The following is a 17,766-nucleotide window of genomic DNA, read 5'->3' as shown; positions in this document are numbered from 1 at the left end:
TTGTGCCCGGGTGGCTCTTCTGGTTATACACTAAGCATGCTTACTGAGTTGCGATGGAACCATCCATGGACGCCAGCCGTTACTCTTAAAGTGCGGCTTGGGGGCTTAGCGCCCATTTACAGCGTGACTGCGGAACGGTCATATGACGGAGAGAGAGAAATATGGCTCGCGCCGCTCTAGGCTTAATCGCATGATCCGGCTACGACAGCTGGCCCAGGCGGCCTCAGTACTCACCACGCCACTGGCGCCCGAGGACATCCTTGCGTTGTTCAACCCGGTGTACTCCGCCCGCCAGCTGCGCGGCGTGGTCACGCGCGTGGTGCAGGAAACTGCGCAGTCTGCCACCATCTTCTTCCGGCCCGGGCGCGGCTGGCACTCGCACCTCGCAGGCCAGTGGGCCCGCATCGGCGTCGAACTCGACGGCGTCCGGCACTGGCGCTCCTATTCCCTGAGCGCCCCGGCGGGCAAGGATCCGGCCATCACCGTCACGGATGTCGGTGCCGTGTCCGGCACGCTGGTGCGCACCACCCGTCCCGGCGATGTCCTCTTCCTGGCACCCCCGCAGGGCGACTTCGTTCTCCCGGAGCACCCCCGGCCCCTGCTGATGGTCACGGCGGGCAGCGGCATCACTCCGGTGATGTCCATGATCCGCACGCTTGTGCCGCGGCGCCCGGATGCCGACGTCGTGCTGGTCCACTCGGCCAAGACTCCCGGCGACAGCCTGTTCCGTGAGGAGCTCGCCGAGCTCGCAGACCAGTTCCCCAACTTCCGGCTTGCCCACTGGTTTACCGGTGAGCAGGGCCGCATGGACCTGACCAGCACAGACCAGCTGGACGAGCTCTGCCCGGACTGGAAGGAACGCGCAGCCTACGCCTGTGGTCCGGACAGCTTCCTGGACGACGCCGAGGCCCTTTGGAAGCGTGCCGCGCTCACCACGGCGGCCCCCGGCTCCGAGGTAGCGGTGGCCGGTACCACCGGCAACCTGATGATCGAACGGTTCAATACCACCTTCAACCTCGGCGTGGGGCACGACGGCGGCGTGGTCACCTTCGAAACGTCCGACCGGGAAGTGGAAGCCGACGGCGACACCCCCCTCCTGGACGTGGGCGAGGACGCCGGAATCCTGATGCCCAGCGGCTGCCGGATGGGCATCTGCCACAGCTGCCTCACCCCGCTCCGGGCCGGCCAGGTCCGCGACCTCCGCACCGGGGAAGTCCACGGCGAACCCGGCCAACTGATCCAAACGTGTGTCTCGGCAGCCGCCGGACCCGTCAACCTCGAACTCTGAGGAGCACCAGGTATGTCTGTAATCTCACCCAGCAAAACCACTCCCGCATCCACCAAAGGCAGCGCCGCCGGCGGGTCCAGGACGCGCCCCGGAAAGCTGGCTGAGTCCGGCAGCCCCACCGTCCGGCCGCCTGCAGCGGCGCACCTGAGCGACGAGCAGGTGGCGGAGCTGGGCCGTGAACTCGACGCCATCCGCGACGAGATCCTGGCCAAGCGCGGCGCCGAGGACGCGGCCTACATCCGCCGGATGATCAAGATCCAGCGCGGACTGGAGATCTCCGGCCGCGCAGCGCTGCTGGTCAGCAAGAACAAGGCCGCCTGGGTTACCGGAACCACGCTGCTGAGCCTGGCCAAGATCCTGGAGAACATGGAGATCGGGCACAACGTCCTGCACGGCCAGTGGGACTGGATGCGCGATCCGGACATCCACTCCACCACCTGGGAGTGGGACTTCGTCACGCCTTCGCGCTCCTGGCAGCACACGCACAACGACCTGCACCACCGCTGGACCAACGTGGTGGGCAAGGACAACGACGTCGGATACAACCTCCTGCGCATGGACGAACAGCAGCCGTGGAAGCCCGTCAACCTGGCCAACCCGCTGTTCAACGCCATCCTGGCGCCTCTCTTCGAGTGGGGCATCGCCATCTACGACCTCGAACTGACCGAGTACAAGGAAGGCACGAAGTCCAAGGAGGCCCTGCTCAAGGACCTCAAGGCTTTGGGCAAGAAGGTGGTCACGCAGTTCACCAAGGACTACGCCGCCACCCCCGCCGTGGCCATGCTGACCGGCTCCGGCAAGCAGGCCCTCTACGGCACCATCGCGGCCAACGCGATCCGCAACGTCTGGGCGCACGCGGTAATCTTCTGCGGCCACTTCCCCGAAGGCACGGACACCTTCACTGAGGAAATGGTGGAAGGCGAAACCCGCGGCGACTGGTACGTCCGCCAGATGATCGGCTCGGCCAACATCTCGGGCTCGAAGTTCATGCACATCATGACCGGCAACCTGTCGCACCAGATCGAGCACCACCTGTTCCCGGACCTGCCCTCCAGCCGCTACGCCGAGGTGGCCCCGCGCGTCCGCGAAATCTGCCAGCGCTACGGGCTCAAGTACACCACCGGGCCGCTGATCAAGCAGGTGGGATCCTCCTGGGCCAAGGTCTTCAAGCTGGCACTGCCGGGCAAGACGGCCACGGCCTAACCACCGCGCCGCCTGTCCAACGCGCACTGAAGGAACCTCCGGTTCCGGGACCACCCGGAACCGGAGGTTTTTTGTCCCACCACCGACGCTCTCCCACTTCCTGCATGTCTTCGGCCGACGCTCTCCAACCTCCCGGGCAGGCGCGCATAATTGATCCCACAGCCGCCGCGGCCTACGGAGGAATCATGCGGTTCTTGGGAGCACTTCTTGTCATCTGGCTGCTCATCGGCGGCGTGGCCGCATGGCAGCGCGGCTACTTCAGCGGAGCACCGGATAACTGTGCCGAGGCGGGAACCGTGCTCGTCACCATCGTGGCCGGGCCCTTGAACTACATGGGGGTCAACCCGCAAATCTCCTGTGAACTGCCCCAGCCATCGCAGTAGCAGGTTCGGCGCCGAACGCCATCCGCGGCCCTAGAGTAGGGAGTGCGCGGGCGCCGCACAACGGTGCCCGCTCCGACCAGCCTCGAAAGGAATCTGCCCGTTATGGCTTTCATCACCGTTGGGACCGAGAACAGCACCGACATCGAGCTTTACTACGAGGACCACGGCTCGGGCCAGCCAGTTGTGCTGATCCACGGCTACCCCCTGGACGGCTCGTCCTGGGAAAAGCAGACAGCGGCGCTGCTGGACGCCGGTTACCGGGTCATCACGTATGACCGCCGCGGCTTCGGCAAGTCAAGCAAGCCCACCGAAGGCTACGACTACGACACCTTCGCTGCCGACCTCAACGGGCTGCTGACCACGCTGGACCTGAACGACGTGGTGCTGGTGGGCTTCTCCATGGGCACCGGCGAGGTGGCGCGCTACCTGGGCACCTACGGTTCCGCCCGCGTGGCCCGCGCCGCCTTCCTCGGATCCCTGCAGCCGTTCCTGCTCAAGACCGACGACAACCCGGACGGCGTCCCGCAGGAAGTCTTCGACGGCCTGATGGAAGCGGTGACGGCGGACCGCTACGCCTTCTTTACCGGGTTCTTCAAGAACTTCTACAACTCCGACACCTTCCTTGGCACCCCCCGGCTCAGCCAGGAAGCCGTCAACGCGAGCTGGAACCTTGCCGCCGGCGCGGGTGCCACCGCATCCGTTGCCGCCCAGCCCACCTGGCTCACGGACTTCCGGGCGGACATCCCCAAGATCGACGTTCCCGCGCTCATCCTGCACGGCACCGCGGACAAGATCCTCCCCATTGACTCCACCGGCCGGCTGTTCGCGAAGGCTCTGCCCAGCGCGGAGTACGTGGAGATCGAGGGAGCCCCGCACGGCCTGCTCTGGACCCATGACGCCGAGGTGAACGAAGCACTGCTCAACTTCCTCGCCAAATAGGGTTCAAGCGCCACCGGCGGCACGGATGCTCTATCAGATAACGCTCCTAAACCCAGGTTTTAGGAGCCAAATCTGATAGAGCAACGTTCGTGCGGGTGTACCGGCGGGGGGTTTACCAGCGGGGGCCGCTGCCTCCGCCCGGGCCCTGCTCGGCAGTGTATTCGCCGGCCGTGACGGTGCCCTGTTCCGTGGCGCCGTCCAGGGACCCCTCGCCGATGCCCGCACTCACGGTGGCGGTGCCGCCGGTGTAGACGGTGTACCCTTCCCCGGCAGTGATCGCGGCGGAGGAAAACACCAGCGACGCCGTCGCCTTGGTGGTCACGAAGGCAGCCACCACGGTGCCGGACGGGTCTGCCACCTGGATGACCGTGCCGGCCGGAACCGAGGACCCCAGCGTCACTTGGACGCCCGACTGGGTGGATGATTCGCCCGGGGTGACCACCATGCCGGCGCTGCCGGCCGCGGCAACAGTTCCGCCGGTAACAGCGAGTTCGCCGTTCACGTCCAACGCCCCGTTGCCGTTGTTCGTGGGGCCGTTGACAACAACGGTGCCGCCGGAGATGCTGGCGTTCCCGTTGGAGTCCAGCCCGTCGCCCTGTGAGTTGATGGTCAGCAGCCCGCCGGTCACCTCCACGGTGTAGTCGCCCACCTCCATGCTGCCCCCGCCCATGCCGCCGCCCGCTCCCTGGCCCGACGCGGTGGTTGTGCTGCCGCCCGAGGCGTTCACGCCGTCGTCGTTGGCCGTGACGGAGGCGGTTCCGCCGGCCATGACGATGTGCTGCGCCTCCAGGCCCTCCTCGGACTCCTCCACGGTGGTGTTGCCCGCGGCGATGGTGAGGGTGTTGTAGGCCTTGATGCCGTCGTCACCGGCGGAAACACTGAGGGTGCCGCCGTTGACCAGCACCCAGCCGCGGCCCTCGTCCTCCTCGTTGTCGGACTTGAAGCCGTCGCCCGCCACGCTGACCTGGTACGCGCCGTCCAGCAGCACCGCGTAGTCCTTGCCCACGATGCCGTCGTCCGCGGCGTCCACGGTGACAGTTCCGTCTGCCAGGACCAGGCCGTCCTTGGACGAGATGCCGTCGTTGTAGTTGCCGTCCACGGTGAGGGTGCCCGTGCCCGCGATGGTGAGGTCGGCCATGGAATACAGGGCGGCATTCGGGGCGTCCGTTCCCTGGTCGGCGTAGGTTGCTGCGTCCGTGAGCGAGCTGCTGGTCCCGTCCGCCAGGTAGACGATGGCTTCGTCTGCGCTCTGCACCACGAAGGGTGAGCCCGTGAAGCTGGTGACGCTGGCGCCGTCGAGGATGATCCGGACCGTGTCCTCCTCGGCGGCGGCCACCACGATCTGCCCGTCCGCCAGGGAGCCGCTGAGCCGGTAGGTGCCGGCGGCGCTGATGGTGACTGTATCGCCGTCGACCGTCACCGCGTCCGGGGAGCCCGACGCGACGGAGCTGGCACCGTCGGCGAGGGTCACGGCAACCTCGGCGGCGGCGTCCCAGGTGAGGTCGTCGGCGTCGTAGTGGGTGTCCGCGGCGAGGGTGTCCAGCGATACCGCCTGTGTTGTCCCGGTGGCGGCGGAGGAGGTGCCGGTGGCGCTGACAGCGGAAACACCGGTGGAGGTGCTGCCAGCCACGGAGCAGCCGGCGAGGCCGACGGCGAGGGTGAGGGCGGCGACGGAAAGGTAGGAGCGGAGGCTTTTCATGGAAGTGTCCTTTGGAATGGTGGAGGAACAGGGGGAAGTGTGGCGGGGCTCAGGGTTTCAGGGATCAGGGTGCGGGCCGGAGCGCCATGGTGCGGCAGAGCGTCCGGTGCCAGCGGTTGGCGGGGAGGCCCGGCCGGAGGGCCGCCATCCCGGTGGCGAATTTGGAGATCCGGGAGGGCCTGACGCCGTTGGCCCAAAGGTGCCGGTCCAGGGGGCCGGCCGTGGAGCCCGACTTCGTTTCGAGGATGACGGCGTCGGCCAGGACCCAGGCCGGTTCGCCGGGGCACTGCCAGGTGACGCCGGTATCGACCGTTGCCCGGCTGCCGGATTCCGGCAGGTACAGCGTGGTGCGGTGGTAGCGGGTTTCGATGACCGGCTCCAGCGCACCTGCCGGGACTGACCCTACGGCCGCGGCCAGTGTTTCCCGGACATACTCCAGGCCTTCTGCGGTGAGCCGGGAGCGGTCTTCGAGCTGGTACGGGATCCGTTCCTTGACGGTCGCTTCCCGGGCGCCTTCGGTCTTGACTTCCAGGAAGCTCATGGCACTGTCCACGTAGGTCCGGGTGCGGATCTTGTACCTGCGGCGCCGGCCGTGGGCTGCCAGCAGGTAGCTGTCCAGGGTGGCGGTGTCGAAGTAGACGGAGTCGTAGGCGAAACTGCGGGATCCCTCCATCTCCAGGACCCTCATCCCGGTGCCGGCAGTGGCCAGCAGTTCACGGGCCAGGCGGGTGGGGACAACGTATTTGCGGTCCACCCGGGTCTGGAGGGCGGCCTCGCTGTTGAGCTCCTCCAGTCCAATGGCCGGCAGGAGGTGGAGGTTGCCGACGGCGGCCGTTGCCTTGGTGCTCATGCCGCACCTGCCTGGGCGTGTGCGGGGGCTTGGGCGTGTGCGGGGGCATGGGCCGGCGCGGGGGCAGCCGCCGGTGCGTCGAATGACGGTGCGGGCGCCGCCGGGGCGGGCGCCGCCGTCGTGATGGCTGAAATGCTGGCCGGGACAGCCGGCGCCGGGAAGACGGCGGGGGAGTAGGCGTAGCGGACGTCCACGATGGTCTTGTCATTGACCAGGTCCAGTTCGGAGATGGTGGCCGAATGGACCTTGCCGTGCAGGACTTCCTCGAGCCGGGCGTACAATTCGCCGTCTTCGGCGATGGCGCGGTCCAGGACCACCGTCTGGTGGCGGTGGGCCGGCAGGACCCTGGGGTGGTCGCCGACGAACATCACCAGCAGGATCAGGGCCATCAGCGAGCCCGTCAGCCACAGCGGCTCGATGCCCAGCCCGGCGATCAGGCCGAGGGCCAGGGCCGAGAAGTAGTAGGCCACCTCATGCTGCGCCAGTTCGGTGGAGCGGAGCCGGATGATGGACAGGACCCCGAAGAGGCCGAGCCCCAGGCCGAGTCCTGCGGCGGAGCCGGACAGCGCCGTGGCAACGGCCAGGACGCCCACGTTCATGCCCAGGTAGGAGACCACAAGGTCGCGGCGGCGGTGCCGGCGCAGGTACAGGGCGAAGGTGAGGATGCTGATGGCGGCGAGGTCGGCAAGGATAAAAACAAGTGAATTCATGGGAGGTCTCCGGGGTGTTCTTGGTGGACTGGTAGTTACGATGCCCGCCCAAACTGTGCATGTGCTGTGACGGAACCTAGCCGGATATATGAGTGCCGGCCGGGGCTTCGCCCGAGGTCACGGGCACGGCCTTTGGGACTGGATTCCGGAGTGTTTTCCGGGAAAAGAGGTACCGCTGCTGGATGGTGAAACTGGCCGCCAAGAGCGCGATTTCCGCCAGGATCTTGGCGGGAAGGGCGGGCACGGCAACAGCCTCAAGCGCCCAGATAAGGCTGAAGCTGGCGGCCAGCAGCACTGCCGCCAGGCCGAAGTAGCGCAGCCCGGCGCTGGTGGCCGGCCTGTCCCGGCCGTGCTCAAATACCATGTTCCGGTTGACCAGGAAGTTCACCGCTGAGCTGACCGCCCGGGCGCCGAGCACGGCCAGCAGCAGGGAATCGACGATCACGGTCAGCAGCATGAACACCACCGTGTCCACCAGGAACGCAGTAAAGGACGAGGCCAGGAATTTGAGCAGCGGGGCGTAAATCCGGACGGAATCCACGACCGGCCGGAAATGCGAGCCGGAGTTGCGGTCCAGGTACACCGTGGTGATGTCCACGGATGAGATCGAATAGCCGGCCTGCGGTGCCTGCAGCAGCAGGTTGAGTTCGTACTCGTAGCGGTCGCCGCGGACCGAGCGCAGCCACGGCAGCATTGCCGCCGGGTAGCCGCGGAGCCCGGTCTGGGTGTCCGGGATGCGCTCGCCGGTGGCGAGGGTGAACAGCAGCCGGGTGGCGGTGTTGCCGATCCGGCTTCGTGGCGGGACATTCCCGGTGAATGCCCGGCTGCCCAGCACCATGGTGGCCGTGCCGCGGAAGTGCCGGCTGCCGTCCCCGCTGCCGTCCTCCGTGGGGTTCGCACGGGTGGTGTTCGCTTCGACGGCGGCGGCCACCTTAAGGATGTCCGACGGCGTGTGCTGCCCGTCGCTGTCAGCGCACACCACGTCCTGCCCGGGAACGTTGTCCTCGATGAAGCCGAACCCGGCCTTGAGCGCGAAGCCCTTGCCCCTGTTGCGGGCGTAACTGATGACGTGGCACCCCAGTGCGCGGACGCCGTCGAACACGTCCTTGTACGCCGGGCCGCTGCCGTCATCAACCACCACGACGGCGGCGCGCGGCTCGGCGGCGCGGAGGGCCCGGATGAGCTCCGGCAGCTGCTGGCCTGGCTGGTAGGCCGGGATCAGGATGATCATGGCCGGGCCTACCCTGCGATGTAGAGGATGTCGGAGGTGCCGCGCTCCTTGTTCTGGCCCAGCGGGTTGTTCACCAGCCCGCCGTTGAAGTACATGGTGGACGAGCCGCCGCCGTCGATGTTGTACGCGGTGGTGGCGCCCAGGTCCTGCATGATTTCCGCGAGTCCGGTCATGGTGACGCCGGCGCTGTAGCCCGGACTGCGGCCGTCCACCACCACGAACACCAGGTGGTTTTCGTCGATGACGCCCACCGCGGTGCGCGGCTGTTCGCCCTGGATGGAGTGGTTGCCGAAGTTGGTGTCCACCTCCACGTCCTCGATACCCTCGGCCACCTCGCCGTTGTCCAGCAGGGACGGGCCGAAGGAGAGGGTGTTCCAGACGCCGTCCGCCACCAGTTGCTCGGCGGTGGTGGTGGTTTCGTCGTAGACCTTGACCGTGCCGTCGCGGTAGAAGGCCAGTCCCTGGCGGGCGCCCTCATCGCGGAACACCACGCCGTTGCGGATCACGATGCCGGTATCGCGGAAACCGTAGTAGTCGCCGTTGATGGCGAAGATGGCGTTGTTTGCCTCGGCGATGGCGGAGGTGGTTTCGGTGATGTTTTCGCCGAAGCTGTCGTTGGCGAAGGCGGACTGGAGGGTGGTGGCGTCGCCCAGGACGACGTCGGCCACGTAGTAGGTGACGGTGCTGTCGCCGCTGCCGGTGGTCACCGTGGAGATGGTGATGTCCGAGGACTCGGAGGAGTAGGTGGTGTCCGTGGTGACGGCGGCGGAGGTGGAGGTTCCTGCCTGGACGGCGGACGTGGTGGTGCCGGACTGGCTTGCCTGGTACGCGGAGACGTCGGAGATTTCCACGTGCTGGATGACGAACCTGTCCAGTGCCCAGGCGGTGGCACCGCCGGCGGAGAGGGTGAGGGCCACCGCGCCTGCGATGACGGCGCGCCGGACGCGGCCGGGTTTACGGGAAGTTTTCTGCTGCTGGGTCATGCCCCATTTCTAGGCAGCCAAGTTAGCAGCAGGGTTTGCCCTATATGTGCGGGGCCTGTGAAACGGGGGCGGGGGACAGCTGCAGTGCCAGGTCCCGGAGCTCGGTGGGCCGGAAGGGTTTGGTGAGGTACGCCGCGGCACCGGAAGCCATCCCGGCCAGCAGGTCGTCGTTCTCGGACCGGGCCGTCAGGAACAGCAAAGGGGCCTTGCTGAGCTCGCGGATGGCGCGCGCCACCACGTGCCCGTCCATGTCCGGCAGGCCAACGTCCAGGGTGACCAGCGCAATGGCGGGATCCCCGGCCGCGGCGATTGCCTCTTCCCCGGTCGAGACCACCTGCACCTCGAATCCGGCGCGCGAGAGAATCACGGTGATCAGTCCACGGATGTCCTTGTCGTCTTCGACGACAAGGCAGACCCTTTTATTTTCCATCGCAGCCCCCCGGCAAAAGTTGGCCTAATTCTACCTGCGCCGGGGCGCTTTGCGGAGGCAATGACTAGCCGTCGTAATGTGTGCGCGCCGGGCCCTGGCCCAAAGCGTTGACGACGGCGGCCGCCACGTCGTGCAGCTTCGAGTTGCGGGTGCTGGACGCCGTCTTGAGGATCTCAAAGGCGTCATGCTGGCTGCAGCGGTTCTGCGCCATGATGATGCCCACGGCCATGTCGATCACGGTGCGGGATTCCAGCGTGGCGCGCAGGTTGGCTGCCGTTTCGCTGTAATGCGCGAAACGCACGGCCAGGCGCAGCGCGAGTGACGTCTGGCTAACGAAATCCTCGGCGAATTCGAGGACCCGGCCATCAAAGCGGTTGGGCCTGCGCGAATAGAGCAGCAGGGCAGCCTTGGTTTCGCCTTCCAGGTGGAACGGCAGCGCCACGACGGAACGGACCCCCTCCGCGGCCATGGCGGCGGAGTACTCGGGCCACCGCCCGTCCGCCCCGAGATCCGGAACGTGCACGGTCTCCCGGGTGGTGGAGGCAGTCAGGTTGGGAGCTTCTGCGAACTGGTGCTCAAGGAGGCCAAGGGCCTTTGCCTCCGGGCTGCTGCTGGCCACGGTGGCGGCCTTGCGCTGCCGGAGCAGGGTGATGGCGCACAGCATTTCGTCGCCTGGCTCGGAAAGATTGCGGGCAGACACCTGCGCCAGTTCGGTGAGGAAATCCTCGACGTCCGAGCTGTTCAGGACCAGCTCATGCAGGTGCTCTGTAATGGATGTATCGGTTTTTGCTGTTGACTCGCTGGCCACGGTTTTTCTGGTGCCATTCGCTCAGGTCAAACAACCCGGCAACACACACGGGCCGCTGGAGAGGCGGGGAACCGGTGGAGGTCGCTGGATAGATGAACTGTCCAACGGCCTGCTGCTAAACCGATATGTCCGAGTATATACATCCCGGCGTCAGGCCTGACGTCACATTCATCCGCGCCGGAACGCGCCACTCTGGCGCACTGCCGGTGTTCCCGGCAGAATGAAGCAGGTGCCGGCGCCCCGGCGGCAGGCCGGAGGCCCGCGCCAGCTTCCCTGGAAGGGACACGAACATGACCAGACTGCTCATCATCGGTCCGCCCGGCTCGGGCAAGGGAACCCAGGCCGAACACCTGGCCCGGCACTTCGGCGTCCCTGCGGTCTCCACCGGGGATATCTTCCGGAGCAACGTGAGCAGGGAGACGGACCTGGGCACCCAGGCGGCCAGATACCTCGACGGCGGCGACTTCGTCCCGGACCACCTCACCAACGCCCTGGTGAAGGACCGGCTGCTGGATAGCGACGTCCAGTCCGGCTTCCTGCTGGACGGCTACCCGCGCACCGCACCCCAGGTGGTGGAACTGGACAACCTGCTCGCCTCCCGGGGACTCGCCCTGGACGCCGTCATCGAGCTAAGGGCACCGGACGCCGAACTCGAGCAGCGGATGCGCCGGCGCGCTGAGGAACAGGGGCGCACGGATGACACCGTGGACGTGTTCCGCCGCCGGCTCGACCTCTACCACACCGAGACCCACGAGGTGGTCTCGGTCTATGCGGGCCGGGGGATCCTGGTGCCGGTGGACGGCAGCGGCGACCCGGCCGACATCACCGCGCTGGCGATCGCCGCCGTCGAAAAGTTCCTTGCCACACCCCGCGCCTGATTCCGGTGCGGACAACCAACCGAAGGACATCCTGATGAGAATTGCCGTTACCGGCGGAAGCGGAAAACTCGGCCGGCACGTGGTGCGCCGGCTCACCGATGACGGACACCAGGTCCTCAACCTGGACCGGGACGGGGCACGGAGCCCCGGGCTGCTGGTGGTGGACCTGCGCAACTACGGCCAGGTGGTGGATGCGCTGCTGGGCGTGGACGACAGGCACAGCGGCTTCGACGCCGTGGTCCACCTGGGTGCCATCCCGGCGCCGGGCATCCTTCCGGACGCGGCTACGTTCGAGAACAACATGCTCTCCACCTACAACGTCTTCCAGGCGGCCCGGCGCGCGGGCATCAAGAAAGTGGTGTACGCCTCCAGCGAGACGGTGCTGGGACTGCCATTCGACGTCGACCCGCCCTACATCCCGGTGGACGAGGAATACCCTGCCCGGCCGGAAAGCACCTACTCCCTGGTCAAGCACCTCGAGGAGCAGATGGCCGTGGAGCTGACGCGGTGGGATCCGGAACTGAGCATCGTGGGCCTGCGCTTCTCCAACGTCATGGACGTGGAGGACTATGCCCGGTTCCCGTCCTTCGACGCCGATGCAATGCTGCGGAAGTGGAACCTCTGGGGCTACATCGACGGCCGGGACGGGGCCCAGGCGGTGGCACGGGCCCTGGAGAACGGCAGGCCCGGGTTCGAGGCCTTCATCATCGCCAACGCGGACACGGTCATGGACCGGTCGAGTGCCAGCCTCGCCGCCGAGGTCTTCCCGGCGGTCAAGGTGACCAAGGAACTGGCCGAGCACGAAACCATGCTGTCCATCGACAAGGCCAGGCGGCTCCTGGGGTTCGAACCTGTTCACAGCTGGCGGGACCACCGGCCGTAGCCCGGCGGGCACGGTACCGGGAGGGGTCCAAGGCAGGGTCGAGGGCAGGGGCCGGCGGCGGAAAACCCGGCGCCCGCAGGAATGCGCGCGCAGGAATGTCCAAGGGTTCCCGCAGGATCCTGCAAAGACCCTCCGGCGGGCACATTTGGGCTCCTATTCTGGTGGTAACAGCGGTGGTTCCCCCGCCTCCGCACCCCCAACGCCACCACGAAGGACCCCAAAATTCGCACCCCATCTTTTGTGCTGCCCGCAGCCGCAGCACTGGTCTCAGCCGTCGCCCTGACCGCCACGTCCGTCCCTGCCGCAGCGGCACCGAAAGAGGACGCGGGCACTGCGGGCCGCTACATCGTCCAGTTCGCTGCGAATGCCGATGTGGAAGCCGAGGCGGCAAACCTGCGCGGGCAGGGGCTCGGCGTCGGCCGCACCTTCAAGAACGCGCTCCGCGGCGCAGTGATCACGGCCAACCCCGCCCAGGCCGAGGCGCTGGGCCGCTCCGGCCGCGTCCTGTCGGTGGAGGCGGACGCCCCCGTCAGCATCTCAGGCACCCAGCAGCCCTCGCCGTGGGGCCTTGACCGCGTGGACCAGCGCAGCCTGCCGCTGTCCGGCTCCTACTCGTGGACCGCTGCCGGGGCCGGTGTGACCGCCTACGTGGTGGACACCGGGGTCCTGGCCTCGCACGCCGACTTCGGCGGCCGGGTGGCGGCGGGCTGGACCGCGGTTGCTGACGGCCTGGGCTCCGGCGACTGCAACGGCCACGGCACACATGTGGCCGGGACCGTGGCCGGATCCACCTACGGCGTGGCCAAGGCGGCCACCGTGGTGCCCGTCCGGGTACTCGACTGCAAGGGTTCCGGCTACAACTCGGACGTGGTGGCCGGACTGGACTGGATCGCGGCCCACCATCCGGCAGGCGTGCCGGCGGTGGCCAACCTCAGCCTGGGCGGCGCTGCCAGCACGGCGGTGGACACGGCCATCCAGGCTGTGATGAACGACGGTGTCTCCGCAGTGGTTGCCGCCGGCAACTCCGCCGTGGACGCGTGCGGCAGTTCTCCCGCCCGGGTCCCCGCGGCCGTCACCGTGGCTGCCAGCGATTCGGCAGACCGGCAGGCGTCCTTCTCCAACTACGGCTCCTGCGTGGACCTGTACGCCCCCGGCGTGGGCATCACCTCCACGTACTACACCTCCGCCACGGCAACGGCCTCCATGTCCGGTACGTCCATGGCCGCGCCCCACGCCGCGGGCGCTGCCGCCGTGCTGCTCTCGCAGAACCCGGCCCTCACCCCGGCGCAGGTAGCCGGGTCACTCGTGTCCAACGCGACCGCCGGCGTCATCAGCGGTGCCACCAGCGGAACCCCCAACCGGCTGCTGTACGCCGGGGCCGTAGCTGCTGCACCCGCGCCCGCCCCGGCTCCTGCGCCCACCGTCACGGCCGTGGCTCCCGGCGCGAACGCCACCTCGGTGGGGACCGGCACCAACGTGACGGCCACCTTCAGCACTGCAGTGCAGGGCGTCTCCGCGGCCACCTTCGTGCTCAAGAACGCGGCCGGCAGCAGCGTTCCGGCCACCGTCACCTATAACGCGACCACCCGGACCGCCACCCTTGACCCCTCGGCCAGCCTCGCCGCCGATACCGTGTATACGGCGTCGCTGGTGGGCGGTTCGGCCGCCATCCGGGATGCAGCCGGAACCCCGCTGGCCTCCAGCAGCTGGACCTTCCTGACCGGGCCCGCCCCGGTGGTCACCGGCACCATCCCAACCAGCAACAAGCTGCTGGTGCGGCGCGGCAACAACATCAGCGTGAGCTTCAGTGAGGCGGTCCAGGGCGTCAACGGCACCACCTTCACGGTGAAGAACTCCGCCACCGGAGACGTGGTACCGGCCACCGTTTTCCGGAACGGCACCACCAACCAGTGGATCCTGGACCCGCAGCAGGCGCTGGCTGCCAAAACCAAGTACACCGTGACGGTCACCGGCGGCGGGACCGCGGTCCGCGACCTCGCCGGGAACCAGCTGGCCACCCGCACCTGGCAGTTCACCACCGGCTCCTTCTAAGCGGTTCGAGCCAGGGCAGCAGCTAAGGCAGCTCGACGAGGAACTCCGTCCTGCCCTGGGCCACGCCATTGACCTGCAGCTCCAGCGCATGGACACCCGGATAGTGCACCCTGGTGGTCATCTGCCGGAAGGCATGGCGCTTGGTCACGCTCCGGCTCTCCCCCGGGCCAAGGGTCACGGTGGAGATCTTGAAGACCTTGGCGGACTCGCGGCCGTTGGCTTTGCGGTAATGCACCCGGTAGTCCAGGGCGAGGCGCACGTCCCCGTTTCCGGTGTTGGTGACGGCGAACGTGAACGCCAGCTCGTCCGGCAGGGTGAGAACGTTCCGGTCCAGGCTCGGGCCGCTGACGTCCACCTGCCCGGGTGTGAAGCCGAGCAGTGCCAGCGCGTCAGGATGTCCCTTCTTGACCAGCGTCCGCAGGCCGTGCCGGACCAGCCGGGCCGTGTTGGCGTCCGGCGCGGTGAGCCAGCGCCGCGCCGTGTCCACTACCGGGTCCGGGGCATGCCGGGCGAGATCGTTCAGGTGGTTGGCCACCGAGCGGCGCACATACTCCGATGGGTCCCGGTAAAGGGCGTCGAGGATGGGGATGGTGGCCTGCGGCCGCTGGATAAGGGAGGGCACGCGGACAGCCCACGGCAGGTAGGGGCGGGTGCCCTCGCTCGCCAGGCGCCGGACGTGTTCATCCGCGCTGTCTGCCCACTCCCGGGCTGCTGCCAGGGCCCGTTCAGGGTCGCGTGCGAGGAGCCGGCGGACAGCGAACTCGCTGGTGAGCCTGGGCGTGAGTGCCGCCATGAGCGCCAGGCAGTCGTCGAAATCCCCCGCAGCTCCGGAGTCCAGGGCAAGAGTGACAGCCGCCTCGGACACCGGCCAGACGAACCAGCCGGTGAACTCCGGAACCTGCAGGGCCGCACGGAAGCTTCGCGCCGCCGTCGCATAGCCGGGGGAGGGGCTGCCGGCGATGTCAGCCACGAGGGCCCCGGCCAGCAGGTCGGTACGGGCGCGCAGGACCAGACGGTCCAGTCCCGACGCGGCAGCGGCTGTCCGGTCCCACCGGATCGCCGGGGCCGTTTGCCCCAGGATCCGGGTAAGGGTTCTTACGCTGCCGGCGTTGATCAGCTCGTTCATGGCACCCATGCAGTCAGGCTAGCGCGGGGGTACGACGATCCAGGACCCGCGCAACCCGGCCGGACGGAAGATTCCTCCGGAAGCGGCACCAATGTCCGGCAGGCGGGATAATCTTCACCCTAAGCAATTTCGCACCTAGGGACGGGTATGACAGTGGGGCAGCACGAATCATCGGGGTCGGGAACCGGGAAGCATGTGGGGAAGTGGCGGTACTTCCACGACAAGTTCGTGGTGGAGGAACGCTACCTCGACCCTGCCGACCGGCGGGGCCTCTACCGGGCGTCAGTCATCCTGGTGGTGGCCGGCGTGGCGCTCTTTGCGGCCACCCTCATCAGCGTGCTGCAGGCGGACGGGCTCTCCGCGGCGGACGGCCCCGTCCGTGACTGGCTGCTCGGCCTGAGGTCCAACACCCTCACCGCCATCATGATTTTCCTTGCCGTGGTTTTCGGCCCCATAGCGCTGCCCATCATCCTCCTGGTCGTGGTGGTGGCCTGGGGCTTCGCGGCCAAGCATGCCTGGCGGCCCATCCTGCTGGCCTCCGCGATGCTGACGGGCGTCATCATCTCGCAGATCATCCTCCAGATCGTGCGGCGCTCGCGGCCTCCCGTGGACCAGATGCTCTTCGGCATCGACCACACGTTCTCGTTCCCCTCCGGGCACGTCCTGGGGGCCTGCGACTTCCTGCTGGTGGGCGCCTTCCTGATCTTCTCCCGGCGGAAAAACACCCGCGCCGCGGTGTGGGGCTTTGTGGGGGCGGGCTTCGGCATTTTCCTTGCGGCGCTGAGCCGGCTGTACCTGGGCTACCACTGGCTCAGCGACGCGCTCGCCTCGGTCTCCCTCTCGCTCATCATCCTGGGCGGCGTGATTGCCGTGGACACCTGGCGGACCGCGCGGGTTCCGGGGGAGCGGATCACCGGGGAGCTGTCCAAGGCGGAGACGCCGCGGGACTAGCCTGCGTTTTTCACGCAGGCGGCCGGGACCTCGCCCGTTTCAGGGCGCGGTGCAGCTTCACGTTGGCCGCCTCCAGTTCCAGCACCTTGGCCACGCCTGCGAGGTTCAGCCCCTGTTCCAGGAGTTCGCCAATCCTTAGCAGCACGGCGATGTCGTCGTCGCTGTACTGGCGGGTGCCACCCGCCGTCCGGGACGGGGTCAGCAAGCCCTTGGTCTCATACAACCGGATGTTCTGCTGGCCCGTCCCCGCCAGCTTGGCTGCAACCGAAATGGCGTAGAGCGCGCGCCCGCTGGCTGGGCGCGGCGCCCGTCCTGCTCCGTCTGCCATCGTGCCTCCAAAAATCGTCGTCCGGCGGTATTGCCTCAGTTTCCCACGGGTGCTATAAAAAATCTATATCCACCACCATAGATCGGCGGATGGATACGGAACCGATCCAACACCTACAAGCTGAAGGAGTGGGAAAAATGATGTTGATGCGTACGGACCCGTTCCGCGAGCTGGACCGGCTCACGCAGCAGGTCTTTGGAACCGCCGCCCGCCCGGCTGCCATGCCCATGGACGCCTGGCAGGAAGCCGGTGAATTCGTGGTGGCATTTGACCTTCCGGGCGTCAATGTTGACTCGCTGGACCTCAATGTTGAACGCAACGTCCTCACCGTCCGGGCCGAGCGCAAGGACCCCACACAGCCGAACGTCGAACTGGTCGCTGCCGAGCGTCCGCGCGGTGTGTTCAGCCGCCAGCTGATCCTGGGCGACACGCTGAACACGGACAACATCAAGGCAAGCTACGACCAGGGTGTCCTGACCCTGCGGATACCCGTCGCCGAACAGGCAAAGCCGCGCAAGATCGAGATTGAGACGCAGCAGGGCCAGAAGCAGCAGATCTCAACCTAGCTCCCCGCATGGCAGGGCACGCGCACGGCGCCGCCCTGGCAGCGATGTTCCTGTCCGAACGGCGGCGCCGGCCTTCCGGCCCAGGCGCCGCCGGTGCGGAGGCCACGATGACTGACACCCCCGATTACTACGCCACCCTGCACGTCCGGCCGGAGGCCAGCCAGCAGGACATTTCCCGGGCCTACCGGGCCCTGATGCGCAGCCACCATCCCGACATGGAGGGCGCTACTGACCCGGAAGGTGAACTGCTGCGGATCATGCAGGCCTTCAGCGTCCTGCGCGATCCGCAGCGCCGCGCCGCCTACGACAAACAGCAGGCGGCCTCCCGTCCGAGGGTAATTCCCGTGCGGAAAGTGCCCGCCCGCGGCGGAGCCTCCGGACCGGCCATCAGGGTCACCCCCGTGCGCTGGGAAAGCGGGCCCTGGTCCTAGCAAACGGCGTGCAGCGAGTGTTTGGAG

19 protein-coding genes are annotated in these 17,766 nt (G+C 67.6%); 10 read left to right on the top strand and 9 right to left on the bottom strand.

Annotation, left to right across the window (positions count from 1 at the left end):
* Positions 1 to 190: 190 nt before the first annotated feature.
* The 4 genes from ACJJV6_RS04890 to ACJJV6_RS04875 all read left to right on the top strand — a co-directional run bounded on the left by ACJJV6_RS04890 (position 191) and on the right by ACJJV6_RS04875 (position 3,813).
* Positions 191 to 1,288 carry a ferredoxin reductase gene (locus tag ACJJV6_RS04890; protein ID WP_009358337.1) on the top strand — a complete coding sequence of 366 codons (1,098 nt, stop codon included), beginning with the start codon at positions 191 to 193 and terminating at the stop codon, positions 1,286 to 1,288.
* 12 nt (positions 1,289 to 1,300) lie between these two features.
* The gene (locus tag ACJJV6_RS04885; RefSeq protein WP_009358336.1) at positions 1,301 to 2,491 is read left to right on the top strand and encodes an acyl-CoA desaturase; all 1,191 of its coding nucleotides are present in this window, start codon (positions 1,301 to 1,303) and stop codon (positions 2,489 to 2,491) included.
* 185 nt (positions 2,492 to 2,676) lie between these two features.
* Complete coding sequence (locus tag ACJJV6_RS04880) at positions 2,677 to 2,874, top strand: hypothetical protein (RefSeq protein WP_009358335.1); 198 nt, start codon at positions 2,677 to 2,679, stop codon at positions 2,872 to 2,874.
* 102 nt (positions 2,875 to 2,976) lie between these two features.
* Positions 2,977 to 3,813 carry an alpha/beta fold hydrolase gene (locus ACJJV6_RS04875; RefSeq protein WP_407710072.1) on the top strand — a complete coding sequence of 279 codons (837 nt, stop codon included), beginning with the start codon at positions 2,977 to 2,979 and terminating at the stop codon, positions 3,811 to 3,813.
* A 112-nt stretch (positions 3,814 to 3,925) separates the two neighbouring features.
* On the opposite strand, the gene ACJJV6_RS04870 is transcribed toward ACJJV6_RS04875, so the two are convergent.
* The 7 genes from ACJJV6_RS04870 to ACJJV6_RS04840 form a co-directional block, all read right to left on the bottom strand.
* Positions 3,926 to 5,512 carry a carbohydrate-binding domain-containing protein gene (locus ACJJV6_RS04870; RefSeq protein ID WP_009358334.1) on the bottom strand — a complete coding sequence of 529 codons (1,587 nt, stop codon included), beginning with the start codon at positions 5,510 to 5,512 and terminating at the stop codon, positions 3,926 to 3,928.
* Between the two features lie 64 nt (positions 5,513 to 5,576).
* Positions 5,577 to 6,362, bottom strand: coding sequence for a polyphosphate polymerase domain-containing protein (locus ACJJV6_RS04865; RefSeq protein ID WP_009358333.1), 786 nt, complete (start codon positions 6,360 to 6,362; stop codon positions 5,577 to 5,579).
* Positions 6,359 to 7,072 (bottom strand): DUF4956 domain-containing protein, encoded by a 714-nt coding sequence (locus ACJJV6_RS04860; protein ID WP_354176999.1) that lies wholly within the window; start codon positions 7,070 to 7,072, stop codon positions 6,359 to 6,361. The genes ACJJV6_RS04865 and ACJJV6_RS04860 overlap by 4 nt, the downstream gene beginning before the upstream one ends.
* Before the next feature lie 76 nt (positions 7,073 to 7,148).
* Positions 7,149 to 8,303, bottom strand: a complete 1,155-nt coding sequence (locus ACJJV6_RS04855) for a bifunctional glycosyltransferase family 2/GtrA family protein (RefSeq protein ID WP_009358521.1) — start codon at positions 8,301 to 8,303, stop codon at positions 7,149 to 7,151.
* 8 nt (positions 8,304 to 8,311) lie between these two features.
* Positions 8,312 to 9,286: a phosphodiester glycosidase family protein gene (locus tag ACJJV6_RS04850; RefSeq protein ID WP_009358520.1), complete on the bottom strand. Its 975-nt coding sequence runs from the start codon at positions 9,284 to 9,286 to the stop codon at positions 8,312 to 8,314.
* 40 nt (positions 9,287 to 9,326) lie between these two features.
* A complete protein-coding gene (locus ACJJV6_RS04845; RefSeq protein ID WP_009358519.1) occupies positions 9,327 to 9,716 on the bottom strand; it encodes a response regulator transcription factor in 390 nt (129 codons plus the stop codon).
* 64 nt (positions 9,717 to 9,780) lie between these two features.
* Entirely contained in the window at positions 9,781 to 10,524 is a 744-nt protein-coding gene (locus tag ACJJV6_RS04840) for a GAF and ANTAR domain-containing protein (protein WP_009358518.1), read from the bottom strand.
* 290 nt (positions 10,525 to 10,814) lie between these two features.
* Here ACJJV6_RS04840 and ACJJV6_RS04835 point away from each other — a divergent pair, with 290 nt between their 5' ends.
* The 3 genes from ACJJV6_RS04835 (at position 10,815) to ACJJV6_RS04825 (ending at position 14,337) form a co-directional block, all read left to right on the top strand.
* A complete protein-coding gene (locus tag ACJJV6_RS04835) occupies positions 10,815 to 11,402 on the top strand; it encodes an adenylate kinase (RefSeq protein WP_009358517.1) in 588 nt (195 codons plus the stop codon).
* Between the two features lie 34 nt (positions 11,403 to 11,436).
* Positions 11,437 to 12,285: an NAD(P)-dependent oxidoreductase gene (locus ACJJV6_RS04830; RefSeq protein WP_009358516.1), complete on the top strand. Its 849-nt coding sequence runs from the start codon at positions 11,437 to 11,439 to the stop codon at positions 12,283 to 12,285.
* 240 nt (positions 12,286 to 12,525) lie between these two features.
* Positions 12,526 to 14,337, top strand: coding sequence for a S8 family serine peptidase (locus tag ACJJV6_RS04825; RefSeq protein ID WP_009358515.1), 1,812 nt, complete (start codon positions 12,526 to 12,528; stop codon positions 14,335 to 14,337).
* Between the two features lie 22 nt (positions 14,338 to 14,359).
* On the opposite strand, the gene ACJJV6_RS04820 is transcribed toward ACJJV6_RS04825, so the two are convergent.
* A complete protein-coding gene (locus ACJJV6_RS04820; protein WP_354176994.1) occupies positions 14,360 to 15,472 on the bottom strand; it encodes a DNA alkylation repair protein in 1,113 nt (370 codons plus the stop codon).
* 138 nt (positions 15,473 to 15,610) lie between these two features.
* On the opposite strand from ACJJV6_RS04820, the gene ACJJV6_RS04815 reads away from it, so the two are divergent.
* The gene (locus ACJJV6_RS04815; RefSeq protein ID WP_009358513.1) at positions 15,611 to 16,414 is read left to right on the top strand and encodes a phosphatase PAP2 family protein; all 804 of its coding nucleotides are present in this window, start codon (positions 15,611 to 15,613) and stop codon (positions 16,412 to 16,414) included.
* A gap of 10 nt (positions 16,415 to 16,424) precedes the next feature.
* On the opposite strand, the gene ACJJV6_RS04810 is transcribed toward ACJJV6_RS04815, so the two are convergent.
* Positions 16,425 to 16,742 (bottom strand): MerR family transcriptional regulator, encoded by a 318-nt coding sequence (locus ACJJV6_RS04810; protein WP_009358512.1) that lies wholly within the window; start codon positions 16,740 to 16,742, stop codon positions 16,425 to 16,427.
* A 140-nt stretch (positions 16,743 to 16,882) separates the two neighbouring features.
* On the opposite strand from ACJJV6_RS04810, the gene ACJJV6_RS04805 reads away from it, so the two are divergent.
* On the top strand, positions 16,883 to 17,308 hold the full coding sequence (locus tag ACJJV6_RS04805) for an Hsp20/alpha crystallin family protein (RefSeq protein WP_009358511.1): 426 nt from the start codon (positions 16,883 to 16,885) through the stop codon (positions 17,306 to 17,308).
* Positions 17,309 to 17,316: 8 nt separating this feature from the next.
* Entirely contained in the window at positions 17,317 to 17,739 is a 423-nt protein-coding gene (locus ACJJV6_RS04800; protein ID WP_009358510.1) for a J domain-containing protein, read from the top strand.
* Positions 17,740 to 17,766: the final 27 nt, after the last annotated feature.

The sequence above is a fragment of the Arthrobacter nitrophenolicus genome, assembly GCF_045833485.1.
Taxonomy (GTDB): domain Bacteria; phylum Actinomycetota; class Actinomycetes; order Actinomycetales; family Micrococcaceae; genus Arthrobacter; species Arthrobacter nitrophenolicus.
This window is presented reverse-complemented; position numbering and strand designations above follow the sequence as displayed.